The following is a 12,678-nucleotide window of genomic DNA, read 5'->3' as shown; positions in this document are numbered from 1 at the left end:
CCTGATCTCTTAGTTATATATACTCAAAGTCAGCATGCTTAGAAGCTTCAGTACCTACGTACGAGTATTCCGCTTTTCTCACACGAACAAAGAGGGGGCTATAGCTATTATGTTGGTTGAAGTGGCCAACAGCATGGTTTCTTTCGTCAGCGATAGCTCTTTCGATTAAAGCTGATTTAAACTCGCTATACGTAGTGCTCCTATTACCATCGGAATCCTCAGGTAACTCCAAAATCAAATTCAATATCAAATCTGAAAATTTATCATTTGGTTCTGGTAGCTCAGAGTCGAGTCTATCGAGTAAGGAAATCGAATCTGATATCACACGGTAGATTAGAATATCAGTAAATTTAAGCTTCTCGAGATCATTAGAAAACTCAGAATCGATGCCTTCAACTCTGTTTAGAATTGAGCCGAGAACATCGTTAATAGCAACGTCTGACTTGGATTTGAGTATTTCTTCATCAACCTCACTACTTTTGAGTGACATCAGAGTAGAACAAAGCTCATCGACAACGATTTGAATTGATTTTTCATAAATTGAGTCTCTTGTAGTTAGCAATCGCTCGCAGAATGACATGTGTCTTTCAGCAATATGAATCCTTTCAAGTTCTGAGTTCAACAAAGATCTCCTAGATTCACCTGCCTTTTCATACTGAGAAACTTTTCTGTTTAATCGTTGCAGTTCCTCTTGTAACTTATCAACTCTTAACGAGAAATCAGAGCACTCTGCTTTTAACAAACGTAAGTCAGAAGAGGTTGATTCAAGAGATTCGATTTTCTCAAGCTTCACCTTCTTATCTGCCTTAGCTTTTCTCAACTGTGTACGATTAGATGCAATTGAAGCGTTAGCTTTCTTGGCTCGTTCAATATATAAACTGGCAAGTTCAATTAGTCTTAGATAAAGAGGTTGTCGAGCGCCTTTATAAATGCTTCTTTGAGATTCAATAGCGCTTCTAGTGCATCTCTTTAAAGAGTCAACGCTATCCCTATTAAAAAGCACGAGCTGGTCTTTCTTAAGAATAATGTCCTTAGCAATAAAATCTTCAAAACGTTCGTCATACAGCTTTGCTGTCCTCTCAGATATCTCTTTTATGCTTTTCTCGCGGAATTCAGAGTTACTTAACGTTTGGTTTGGTGCATTCTTTAGTACGTCCATCATTATTTCTTCTGAACGACGAAGAGAAACATCAACGTTATCCAGTAACAGCTCAGTAGGACGAAGAGTATTGCTCTCATCAATCGTGCATAATCCCGCTCTAACGAAATACATTAAAGCGTCTTGCACTTTGAAAGGTATGTCAGAACCATAAGAGACATTATTCAATAAATTTGAGCGCTCTTGTAGAAACTCTAAATCTGAGTCACTTCTTAATGCGCGAGCTTGGGCCCGTACTGCTCTTGATATTTGGCATGAAAATAGGGCAATTGAAATCTCATCAACAACTTTAAAAATCTTAGCTGCAAATCTTGTAATCCTATTATCTAAAGAGTTAGTTAGGGTCAAGTAGCCTAATCGCTCATCTAGCCACATGAAATCCTTATGACAGATAAGCAAAGAGTGAGCTAATTCCTCTCTTTTATGTACAGGCAGCTTTTTAGGCATGAGAGGTAGTAAGATTTGCTCTTGTATCATCCCATTGAACTTTACAGCTCGTTCTGCGTGGTTAAGAAGGTTTTCTAACTTAACGTTAAAGTTGTTTGGAATAAGGAAAAGCGTAGACTCTTTAGTATTTCTCTCACGACCCTTTATACGTGTGTCATTGAACTCAAAATAGAGCCTCTTAATTTTGAGTTGTCTCGTGTCGACTTTTGGTCTGAACTCTAGGATTTTCATCAGCCCCAAAACATTAAATGGTTTTTCACTAAATGCTTCTTGATGTCCAAGCTTGGGGTTAAAACTCTGATATTTGGGATCGGCTAAACGTTGGGCAAGTAGCCCAATTTCAATTGGGACCTGAGAGTACAGGTAATCAAACAGATTTTCGAAAAACTCATCCCACGATTTAACTAGTTCCTTGCCAAACGAATCTACAAGTACACTCTTGATGACACGGATTCTTTCGGTACTAACAGTTGCTTCTGGGTACTCCACGTCAAGAAATTCTTTAATCTGAGCTTGAGTATGTGGACCCTCACCATTTAGCCCTAGTGCCAACTCTAAAATTCGGGCGTTGCGTTTGGGATTCTCTAGTAGTTCAATCTTTTGAACAATGTCTGCCAGCCTAGAGATAAGTAACTTTTTGGTTTTTGGCATTCTTATCACCTTAAATCAAAGGTTTACTACTTTTGTATTTATTATATTGCGGTAATAACCATATTGCTAAGAATTCTATTATATATTATAGCAAATGTTAAGTCAGCTTTGTGTTAATAAAATTAGATATATGCTATAAATGGACTATAAACAATAGAAAGTGGAGTTCACAATGACTGTAGAGCTAGAAGAGTTAAAAAGCCCTTGGGTGGAACTGTATGAACAATGTTTAGAATCAGCATACGATTACCCTTACAGTGACTTAGAAGGTTTCCCTGGCTTATACGCCAGAAGACTTAAAACAGCAATTTTGCTAAAACAAAATAGGAACAAAAAAATCAGTATAACTGAAGCAAGTACGATTGCAGATAGAGCAGCAAAACACACCCTAGTCGAACTTAGGGCTAAGTTCACAGAGCGTTGTAGTTTTTCACACATCAAAAACGAGCTCAGAAAGGGTAGTGCTAGCCAGATTCCAGGAAGAAAAATAATAGACAATGGTATGGCTGCAAAATTCATGAACATTGTCGTTGGTTTCCCTACCTATAAACTAAGTTCTAACGAGATTAAATTTCTCCTTTCGAAATTCGATAGTGACTTAGTACACTACGATAGTGAGAAGTGGTACATAACGATCAAGGTTTTTGAATTGCATTTAGAAGAGGCGGAACCGACACCACAAGAGATGGCTGTTCTGGATAGCGTTGCACGATCTTCAATTCCTAGCATTATTGCATACACATTGGACTCAGATTACAAGATCGACTGGAAGGACTTTTTTAACGCTGTTAAAGCAAGAGTTAAAGAAACAGTTAAACAAGGTTTTAATAGGTTCAAAAGTCGGAAAGGGGACTTAGACAATGAACAAATTGAGGCTCTCTTTGACGAATAAAATCGCTACCAACTCCTTTCAAAAGTGGGGCTTAACTAAACAGTGCTAAGCCCCATTAGCCCCATTTTTCTTAAGCTATCAGCAATGACTCCATGTTGAAATTATCAATAGCTAAGCTATCAGAGACACCATCTTTACTTTCAAGATAATCATCTTTCGTAGAAAAAGCATCTGGCTGTTCAGTTTGCCCCTCAACAGCTCTAAAGCCAATAGGGTGGTTTGAAAGCTTTTCAATACTTGAAGCTATTTTAGCCAAATGTTGCTCAACATTTTCGAGTGTCTTGTACTCATTACACTTAAACCTTTCTTTATTACTTTGGTTTTGAAGGAAATGAATAGCAGAATTCATCATATTGATAGCATGTTGGTTGACATCATTAAGAGCTTGCTTGGGATCGTTTTCGGAATGTGCAGACAAATAAGTATGAACGAGACCTTGGTGATACACAGAAGAATCCGTTATGTGTATGCTAGCTCTTCTCTTTACTTTATCAATGTGTAACCCTAAGTTGCGGCACCAATCCCAGTCTCTGATCTCATGAGGGAGGATGTTATCAAAATAATACATAAGCTTATCGAACTCACCCTCTTCGATGAAATACCCAATTCTAATTAACTCTTCGACTAACGATTTGAGAGTTATTGATTTTGAATTCGCTAACTCTCGGCATTCTGTTGAGTAATCATTTGGTATCCTTATTTCCACTTTTAATGAAAAGCGCCCCATGACCTTTGCCTACTTATTCTTTTTGTTGTTTTGGTACCAAAGCTCTGCAAACAACTCAAGGCCCCAAGCGTTTAGCTTGTCTGCTTCATCTGGTATGAGGAATGAGTTGTTATCTTTACCGTAATACTCTTCAATTAAAGGTGTAATTTCTTCACGCAATGCGGCAATAGTACCTCCAATGAATATGATTAAATCAATATCTACAGCTTTAGATAAGGTATCAGTGATTGCGCCAAAAATCTTACTAGCTAGCTCCTTCCGTGCATTCTCTGCCCATTCTGAATGATCTTTTTCAACCCCCCGAACTGTAACAATACCTTCATCAATTAACTTACGGCACTGCTGATGTGTGGGTGTGGTGAAACCTAAATCGTAAAGGTAGTTGGATGCTTTTTTGACAATCTGATTGAACCCGATGTCCTGGGTGACAGAACGATCCATATCAATAGTTCCATCGTCAAACACAGCTATATCAGTTGTTTTACCACCAGGATCAGCGATTGCGATCGTTTTTCCTATGTATTCAGGGTTATGTACCAACATCCCTGAATCATCTCTCTTAAATAGGAATACACGAAGGGCTGCTAGTGCTTCGGGCTGAACAAGTAGAGCTTCAATATTTGACTTCCGCAGCTTCGATTCCGGGTCAGTACCTAAGTGATCAAAAGATCTCTGCATAGAGAGCATCTTTTGCTTAACATTGTTTTCGTTGACGGACCCATCTGTTTTAAAGAACTGTCTTAATGGCATTCCAGTACAAAGAACGTACTTTTTATTGAGTAACTCATCTCCAAATTGATTTAAGCCATGCTGCAGTAAAACCTGAGCTGCTTCACTATTGGAGAAGTCATCGTTCCTGGGAATAGGTTGTTTTACCTCACCAATGGTGTAAGCGTTACCTGTAACAGCAGAAGTAAATTTCGTTTGAACAGGAGCATTACTTGATACTGAAAAGGTTTCATCTAGTACCGCAAAACGTTCAGTCGAACGTTGGATGTGTGTAGGAAAGGAGGTTTTAACAGATTCAGCTGAGATCTTATGTTGGGCATTACCGTCATCATACCCAATAAATAGTGTTGAACAGTCGTTAAACATAGTAAAATATCTCTATTGTTTTTTAGTGATAAATGCAATATATAGCATGTCTGTGACAACCTCAAATATTTTCACTTTAGGAGGCAGGTGTTGATTGAAGACTGGCGAGAGAAGTTAAAGGAGAACTTGGAGAGAAATTACCAAATAGAAGTATCATCTCTCTATATATCGAAAAAGAATCGAATGGTATATGTACAATTTTCTGACAGTTCAAATGTACAAAAATACTTAGGTTTAAATTTAGACCTAGTCGATGTAGTGATTAGACAAAATACATGGGAATATTGCCAGAATAGCAAGGTATCAACGTTAATTGAAAAACGACATAGAGTAAAACTACCAAAGAATAAAATGAGTAAATATTGCTTCGAATCTTAGTAAGAGTAATCGAAAACTAAGTTATTTTTTATCAGAAGATCTATTTAACTTTAGTTAAATAGATCTTCTGATAACCTATTTTATGGTAAATGGCCATTATGTTTAATACTCACAAATTTCAAATTCACAGGGGAAAGAGATTTCACATAGTCAACTTTCAAAAGGAGGTATCTAACTTATTGATATTTGGTAGGTGGTAACAACTACGTGTACAAAATTCCAATCGTCGCGAATTTAACATAACATAGATAATATACACTAAGAGTGTAAGAGCAATTTTAATATGTCCTCTTATACTTAATGAACATGCAGAGCTTTGAGTACCTCAACCGATGCTAAATCCCATGATTGACCGAGACTTTAATCGTATTACAGTGATGCAAAATGTTCGCGAACACCGCCTTCGTCAAATCGACGATTTAGGCTGCAAATATATATAATTTAAGCCCTCGACAATTGGAAGCTTATGTAGTCAGTTAAGCCAGTTTGGTGCTTCTACGTTAGCACATACGTCAAGAGCCGAATCAAGCAACCGACGTTTTCTTTGCCTAATCATCTGAACATCATGGGAGCTCAATACTTTGATTTGTAGCTAACATTCGCTTGTGAGGTTCTAACGGAACAACACAACTTGGCTCTGACTGTCTATACACTAAGTCAGTTGATGACAGTCGATGGCCCCACGTGCCACACTAGCCATTTGCTTGCCAACCTCGTTATTCACATAGGTCAAATAATAAATAGTATTTTCAATTTCTGAATACAAAGGTGGAAGGTTATCATTAAGGTTCCAACCTCATTTTAAAGTAAATTGTTCTGAGCTCCTTGCTCTAAGTAGACCTCAGTTGCTCTCCCCAACATCCCCCTGGCCTTCACTCAAAATATTCACATTATTTCAAAAGATACGTCTCTTAACATCTTAAAAATGGACGCACCTATCGCTTTGGCAACATCACACATTGAGCTGTCTAAAGCTAAAACATGCTCTTAAGTTGATAACTTAAGATAAATCCACCACAGCACTTAATTACTCACAGTTGTAGATATGCCCTGGCAAAGGGTCTTTTTTGTCCTGACCGATTAGTGGCTATTTGGTGGGACTGTAATGGCAATTGGATGGCATTAATCAAGCTAATATACCCGATGGACATTTAATAAGTGAGTAAAGCATTACGTCACAGTGAGAGTAATCGGACACTTAAAGGTCATAGAAAGGAGCCCAAAAGGACAGTGTAATTTTTGATATTTACAAATATGGGAGAAAAACAAGTCTGTTAAACAAAACGCAGACCCTTCTTTAGAATTAAAATATTTTAATACTTTTAAATTTAAAATAATTAAAAGGGCTTCGCCAAAATATAGATCGAAATAATCAATGTCAAGTTCTTTGATATTGCATTGTGATCGGGGGATGACGGGTTGGCTGGGGCCGAGCTGTCGGGGGTGACCCCCAAGAAGCGGGAAATTAAGCATTTAGGGCTTTAGCCCTAAGTGCTTAAATGGATAATTCGCTATATCCAGAGTGATCAATTGACTCTGTCATGGTGATCTTGCGACCAAAGAATGACCACTCTAATTTACGTACTAAACGTGTTTTGTACTGGACTTCTGAAATTACAGAAGGCGTAGTTTCCACACCAAACGTTTCTCTCAGTAACTCTTGTGCCTTAGCAACTATTGACCCCTGCGTAATCTCGAATTGAAGATCGAACAACTTTTCTTTCACAAGGTCTCCGATAGGTGTTTCTGAGGCTTTGCCGAATTCATATTTTATTCCCAGTTCACAGTAGACAGCGTTTGGAGTTTTTTTCTGAAATTCCGCGCTAAAGAATCTCCCCTGAGTTAAACCCATATCGTTATCACCAACTTGACCAATAATCTTGCCGTTAGTGATGTAGAAGTTATGAACTGTTACTTTCATTTTTTGTCCCGCCAGTAGTATTCCCAACTGTTTCCATTATACCAAAACCAGATTAAAATACCACATTAAAACACAAACAAAAGTAAAATATACTTAACTATTATTATTGACTTTTATCCAGACAAAGACGACACAATAGGGCTCGATAGAGGGTTAGCTTTTTAGGCGAAGCCGTTAAGAAAAGCGTTGAAATTTCTTTTAGCTGCCGAAGGCAGATCATTTAGGCCACCAGCCCCCTGCCATAGCAATGACAACGGGGTTTATGTTGGCATTGCTATGGCGCTGGAGGTCTAGCAGCCTTGAGCGATACATTGAAATGCATCAAACCTTATTACTGCACTAAGGATGACAACGTCTTTTTGTTGGCGTCCATAGTGAATTAGGTTTGATTGAAATTTCAATGACAACACTTAGCGAGGAACGAGCTTTAGTGATGTAGGGGTAAGTCCGGCGGGTGGGCCTCGGTGGCGACTAGGGGGAACCCCTATTAGTGGAGAGCGTCCAATTGAAACAAATTTACTTGTTACAATTGGATAGTTATTAGTATTAAAATTAAAAGTATCGCCAATTTTACTCTTTGCTTTGTACTCGTTTTCGTTTTGATAGTTTCTACAATTTTATCTATTAGACCGAAAGCCTCTGCAAACCCAACAATTAGTACAAATACTGTAAAAGCATCAGCCACATTTGAGAAACCCAAACGCTCAAAAATAAATGTTAGAGCGTCAGCTACTGCGTAAATGCGTAATAACAATGCTGCTAAATTCAATATGTTCCCCCTACCCTTAATATATTCCTTTTCAATTAGCTAGTATGTTCAATTGATATATGTCAGATATCACTAGATAAGTTTGAAACTAGATAATAATGAATCTGGCTCATTGGTCTGTTCGATTATTAAGGGTTGTCCTGACACATCCCATTCATAAGTAGAAACCGTCTTTCCCCTAAACTGTTTCATCACTTTTAACCTAGGTTCATTAAACTTCTTCCCTAGAAGAAACTTACCTATTGAAATTACTTTTGATAAAGAAGAACCACGATGCCCTTCCTCTGATAAGCAACTTAGGATTTCTACGATATTATGTCTTGTGTCGATATCCGAGTTAGTACCTAAGATAAAAGCTATGTCTGAGTCCATGTATATTGAATCATTGATCACCTTTTCATAGGTAATCGAAATAAACTTACCCTCTACTAAACCGACATTGTTTTTCCCAACATAACCGAATAAACGACTGCAAATAATGGTGTAATTATTGATGATAACTTCTAATTTCATACTGCCCCCAAGCCTATGATATTTATTTGTTCAGAGTATGTATTATAAATAAACGCAACTATAAATACCATATTAGAACACACAATAAAGTAAAATATACTTAACTATTCTAGTTGACTTTAGACCGGACAAAGACGACACAATAGGGCTCGACAGAGGGTCAGCTTTTTAGGCGAAGCCGTTAAGAAAAGCGATACAAAAGCTTCTAGCTCGCCGAAGGCGATTCATTTAGACCACCAGCACCCTGCCATAGCAATGACAACGGGGTTTATGTTGGCATTGCTATGGCGCTGGAGGTCTAACAGCCTTGAGCGATACATTGAAATTCATCAAACCTTACCACTGCACTATGGATGACAACGGATTTTTGTTGGCGTCCATAGTGATTTAGGTTTGAATGAAATTTCAATGACAGCACTTAGCGAGGCACGAGCTTTAGTGATGTAGGGGTAAGTCCGGCGGGTGGGCCTCGGTGGCGACTAGGGGGAACCCCTGTTAGTGGAGAGCAAATATTGCCCAGTAAATCTGAGCAATATTTATCTATTGATGGTCGAATGACAACGCTGCTCTTTCAAGCTCCTTCTCTAGCTCCACAAGGCGTGTCGGAAGTAACGCAAAAGAAAACAAGGTCAATAATGATTCGATTGAATCCCGCCATTGAGCCGTTGACTGAAGTATTTCTAGAACCCCGAAATCTGCACAAATCTGTTTTAGCTTAACTTCATTGTTAGCTTTTTCTTCACGCTTAAGGGCAACCTTCAAGAATTCATCGAATTTATTCTGAGACATTTCTTTGACTGAAACAAAGCCAGTTCCTTTTTCTGTCCATACCATTAGATGCGGTTCTCCGCTGAATACACTGATCTGGTCTTTATAGTGCTTACTAATTAGCTCAATCTGTTTCTCAGTTCTCATAGTGGTGCCCCTACTTCAATAAACTAATGTGATTTGGTTTGTTACTCAATAGCTCTGCGATCTCAAACTGCTCCGCTACATACTCGACATTAGGGATTAAGGTAGGCTCCCATGTACTAAGCGCGACCTTTCTGCCTTGTTGAACATCATCAACAATGTTGTCTAGACTTTTGACGCTACATACCTCATACAAGCTTGTACCAAATTCATCATTCTCTACTACACATGTAGCGAACGTGCCAACGTCCTTAGATTCAATGATTAATAGACGTACTTCTGACTCCTGTTTAACCCCGCCTACTATATGACCAATAGTCACTTTTTCAATGTTTTGAATAACTGTCTTCATAATGCCCCCAAGCAATTTAACAATATAAACAGTAACTTACTTGTATTTATTATATCAAACCACCCAGTTAAATACCACATAATAACACGATGTATTGAAAAATAAGTATTGTCCTTTCGATTGACATTAGCCCCGACAAAGGCGACACAATAGGGCTCGATAGAGGGTCAGCTTTTTAGGCGAAGCCGTTAAGAAAAGCGATACAAATGCTTTTAGCTCGCCGAAGGCGATTCATTTAGACCACCAGCACCCTGCCATAGCAATGACAACGGGGTTTATGTTGGCATTTCTATGGCGCTGGAGGTCTAGCAGCCTTGAGCGAGATAAACTTTTGCACCCTAGGGTAGCAATCTGAATGACAAATTCTTTTCTTTGGCAATCAGATTGCTCTAGGGTTTCATTAAATGAAGCACTTGAAGAGGAACGATTCTTAGTGCTTAGGGGTAAGTCCGGCGGGTGGGCCTCGGTGGCGACTAGGGGAAACCCCTGTTAGTGGAGAGAAAATTGTGAATGCGTTATATTGTTTACTCGCAACAAAAAGCCCTGAACTTAGTCAGGGCTTCTCTAATTAAAGCTTGGTTAAGCGGCTTGTTCTGTTGCTCCATTAATGTCACCACTATCATCGCTCATACTTTGAGAACCAAAGTACTGATCCTCTAACTTTTGCCGTGCTTCAGAAAGTGGTACACCCAGGGTTGTAAGGAGTTTATTTGCAGCCAAGTCAATGCTAGTTTTATTCACTGACATATTGCCACTCTTGTCATCTATGATGCGGCCAGTAAAGTCAGACGTACCTAGATCGCGTGAGTAGTTAAGTTCTTCAAGCTTATCCCACTGAACTGCTTCGAGAGAGCCATAGTGATTCATTGCGATATTTCCAGCTACTGCAACAGCCTTTAGTGTAGCTACATGAGTTAGAATACAGGTATTACGGAATTCTTCTGCTGACGTATCGCTGAATGCTAAGCCTCCCCAACCCATGGCTCTAGAAACAGTAGTCCAAAACTCGTTTGCTAGCTGGTACTTTGAATCAGAGATTTCTTTTACTTCCTTACTCAACCCCAGCAGGATTTGGTTGATATCTTTGATAGCTTTCAAAGGAAAGTACTTTTCAGACTTCTTGGTGATCGTATTGTGCTCCATATCAACCAGGTCTTTAAACGCAACGCAGTTCTCAGTTATGTAACGAGCTAAACATGGAAGAGGGTCACGTGTATTAAAGGCATCTGAAATACTTTGTTGAGGTTTGGCCAAGTTTTGGTTGATGTCACAAAAGCCCAACTGCCTCTCTTTAAGTGTCAAGTTCGTATATAGCATAATAGGAACATCTACGTTCTCTAGATCAAAACCTAACTCGGCGAGTTCATCACACAACATTTCTAGAGCGAAGTCGATTCCAACAGAACGATGTTGGCCATCGAATAGCTTAATGGAACTATCCATAGATATATGAAGTAGACCAACTCGCGCTCCTTCCATAACCTCTTCAAATTCAGGCTTTTTATCTTTCTTCGACACAACCACACCAATGATAGTTGGGATGATGTAAAAACGCTTATAGTTGTTCACAAGGTATTTCGCGAAATCTTTCGCTCGCTTCATATTTACCTCTCGCTGGCTACGTTTAAGTACACTACCCTTGTTATCGATGTTTAGTAGTGAGACCAATACTGAAGCTGGAACATTCACTAGATGAAATGGTTTGAATTGCTTACCTACAGTACAAGGAAGTGAGTATGCGAAGTTTTTATCAATTGACATATTTTAGCCCCCAAGCTATTTAAAAATCAGTTAACATGAAAACTATGCCTTTGTTTTCATGTATTTATTATACACCCTCACCCCAAAAAATACCACATTGTAACACCAAATATTTAATAATTATTGTTGCCTTTTTTGATTGACATTAGCCCCGACAAAGGCGACACAATAGGGCTCGATAGAGGGTCAGCTTTTTAGGCGAAGCCGTTAAGAAAAGCGATACAAATGCTTTTAGCTCGCCGTAGGCGAATCTTATGACCACCAGCATTCTGCTAGGTCGGTGACAACGGGGGTTTGTTGGCAACGACCTAGCGCTGGAGGTCAACAGCCTTGAGCGGCAGCACTTAGTGAGGAACGAACCTTAGCGCTGCAGGGGTAAGTCCGGCGGGTGGGCCTCGGTGGCGACTAGGGGAACCCTGTTAGTGGAGAGCAAATCAACAACCTGCCGCTTTGGGCAGGTTGTTGATATCAAGCACAACAAGAGTCTACTGATACACCTTCTAGGTATTGATGAGCCTTACCAATGTCTGACCAGTAAGTCAGCTTTTTGAGCCTCATTGATGGGAACTGCGTTAATGACCAGATTTTATCAAAAGCGCTATTTGCCTTTTCTTCGTCATCATACGCTGAATGAATACTCCCAGTTATTGAGTTGTATAAGACGATAGCGTTATATTGTTTTGTGTTTGTTGACTTACTAACAGTACCAAATTCTGTTGCTGTGCCTGGTTCACATGAGCCTAGCTTGATTGTTTTTTTAGTGTCCTCTTTCTGTCCTACTTCATAAGCCGATGCTAGTTGAAGAGTACCAGCAACGCCTCCATTGCAAGCTGCTTCAGTGTCAGCTGGTAGGAATAAACCCCCATTGATACAAACAACCGCCTTTAACTCTTCGCAGTACATCACTGATAAGCGCTGGTTCGTGTTAGGGATGAATACCATAGCAGGTATAAAAGTTTCCTCTCCAGTAACCATATGTGTAAAAGTATTTAATTCCATACATGCCCCCAAGCATTTAAATAATTGATTAAACTGGCGTTATTATATACTAACCCTTACAAATATACCATATGATAACACAATATTTTATAAATTATTGTT

At 39.1% G+C, this 12,678-nt stretch carries 11 protein-coding genes; 1 reads left to right on the top strand and 10 read right to left on the bottom strand.

The window, feature by feature from the left end; all coding sequences use genetic code 11:
- Positions 1–13: 13 nt before the first annotated feature.
- The gene (locus R7044_RS19450) at positions 14–2,257 is read right to left on the bottom strand and encodes a hypothetical protein (RefSeq protein WP_025634164.1); all 2,244 of its coding nucleotides are present in this window, start codon (positions 2,255–2,257) and stop codon (positions 14–16) included.
- A 172-nt stretch (positions 2,258–2,429) separates the two neighbouring features.
- Between R7044_RS19450 and R7044_RS19445 the strand changes: the two genes are divergently transcribed.
- On the top strand, positions 2,430–3,149 hold the full coding sequence (locus tag R7044_RS19445) for a hypothetical protein (RefSeq protein WP_025634165.1): 720 nt from the start codon (positions 2,430–2,432) through the stop codon (positions 3,147–3,149).
- 70 nt (positions 3,150–3,219) lie between these two features.
- On the opposite strand, the gene R7044_RS19440 is transcribed toward R7044_RS19445, so the two are convergent.
- The 9 genes from R7044_RS19440 to R7044_RS19400 form a co-directional block, all read right to left on the bottom strand.
- Positions 3,220–3,876, bottom strand: coding sequence for a hypothetical protein (locus R7044_RS19440; RefSeq protein WP_025634166.1), 657 nt, complete (start codon positions 3,874–3,876; stop codon positions 3,220–3,222).
- Positions 3,877–3,885: 9 nt separating this feature from the next.
- Positions 3,886–4,971, bottom strand: a complete 1,086-nt coding sequence (locus R7044_RS19435; protein WP_025634167.1) for a ParM/StbA family protein — start codon at positions 4,969–4,971, stop codon at positions 3,886–3,888.
- A 1,873-nt stretch (positions 4,972–6,844) separates the two neighbouring features.
- Positions 6,845–7,270, bottom strand: a complete 426-nt coding sequence (locus tag R7044_RS19430; RefSeq protein WP_025767165.1) for a hypothetical protein — start codon at positions 7,268–7,270, stop codon at positions 6,845–6,847.
- 523 nt (positions 7,271–7,793) lie between these two features.
- Positions 7,794–8,039, bottom strand: a complete 246-nt coding sequence (locus tag R7044_RS19425; protein ID WP_025636793.1) for a hypothetical protein — start codon at positions 8,037–8,039, stop codon at positions 7,794–7,796.
- Positions 8,040–8,111: 72 nt separating this feature from the next.
- On the bottom strand, positions 8,112–8,552 hold the full coding sequence (locus tag R7044_RS19420) for a hypothetical protein (RefSeq protein WP_025636794.1): 441 nt from the start codon (positions 8,550–8,552) through the stop codon (positions 8,112–8,114).
- 540 nt (positions 8,553–9,092) lie between these two features.
- Positions 9,093–9,467 (bottom strand): hypothetical protein, encoded by a 375-nt coding sequence (locus tag R7044_RS19415; RefSeq protein ID WP_025636800.1) that lies wholly within the window; start codon positions 9,465–9,467, stop codon positions 9,093–9,095.
- Positions 9,468–9,477: 10 nt separating this feature from the next.
- A complete protein-coding gene (locus tag R7044_RS19410; RefSeq protein WP_025636798.1) occupies positions 9,478–9,816 on the bottom strand; it encodes a hypothetical protein in 339 nt (112 codons plus the stop codon).
- Positions 9,817–10,395: 579 nt separating this feature from the next.
- Entirely contained in the window at positions 10,396–11,577 is a 1,182-nt protein-coding gene (locus R7044_RS19405) for a DGQHR domain-containing protein (RefSeq protein ID WP_025636717.1), read from the bottom strand.
- A gap of 468 nt (positions 11,578–12,045) precedes the next feature.
- Positions 12,046–12,576 carry a hypothetical protein gene (locus tag R7044_RS19400; RefSeq protein ID WP_025636817.1) on the bottom strand — a complete coding sequence of 177 codons (531 nt, stop codon included), beginning with the start codon at positions 12,574–12,576 and terminating at the stop codon, positions 12,046–12,048.
- Positions 12,577–12,678: the final 102 nt, after the last annotated feature.

It is taken from the genome of Vibrio sp. 1402 (genome assembly GCF_033340275.1).
The sequence above is the reverse complement of the archived record's forward strand: the minus strand, read 5'-3'. Positions and strand labels throughout refer to the sequence as shown.

Excerpts from the sequence above, each read along its gene's own strand:
- R7044_RS19445 (WP_025634165.1), top strand. The coding sequence starts at position 2,430 with ATGACTGTAGAGCTAGAAGAGTTAAAAAGCCCTTGGGTGGAACTGTAT.
- R7044_RS19405 (WP_025636717.1), bottom strand. The coding sequence starts at position 11,577 with ATGTCAATTGATAAAAACTTCGCATACTCACTTCCTTGTACTGTAGGT.
- R7044_RS19400 (WP_025636817.1), bottom strand. The coding sequence starts at position 12,576 with ATGGAATTAAATACTTTTACACATATGGTTACTGGAGAGGAAACTTTT.
- R7044_RS19450 (WP_025634164.1), bottom strand. The coding sequence starts at position 2,257 with ATGCCAAAAACCAAAAAGTTACTTATCTCTAGGCTGGCAGACATTGTT.
- R7044_RS19415 (WP_025636800.1), bottom strand. The coding sequence starts at position 9,467 with ATGAGAACTGAGAAACAGATTGAGCTAATTAGTAAGCACTATAAAGAC.
- R7044_RS19420 (WP_025636794.1), bottom strand. The coding sequence starts at position 8,552 with ATGAAATTAGAAGTTATCATCAATAATTACACCATTATTTGCAGTCGT.
- R7044_RS19410 (WP_025636798.1), bottom strand. The coding sequence starts at position 9,816 with ATGAAGACAGTTATTCAAAACATTGAAAAAGTGACTATTGGTCATATA.
- R7044_RS19440 (WP_025634166.1), bottom strand. The coding sequence starts at position 3,876 with ATGGGGCGCTTTTCATTAAAAGTGGAAATAAGGATACCAAATGATTAC.
- R7044_RS19430 (WP_025767165.1), bottom strand. The coding sequence starts at position 7,270 with ATGAAAGTAACAGTTCATAACTTCTACATCACTAACGGCAAGATTATT.
- R7044_RS19435 (WP_025634167.1), bottom strand. The coding sequence starts at position 4,971 with ATGTTTAACGACTGTTCAACACTATTTATTGGGTATGATGACGGTAAT.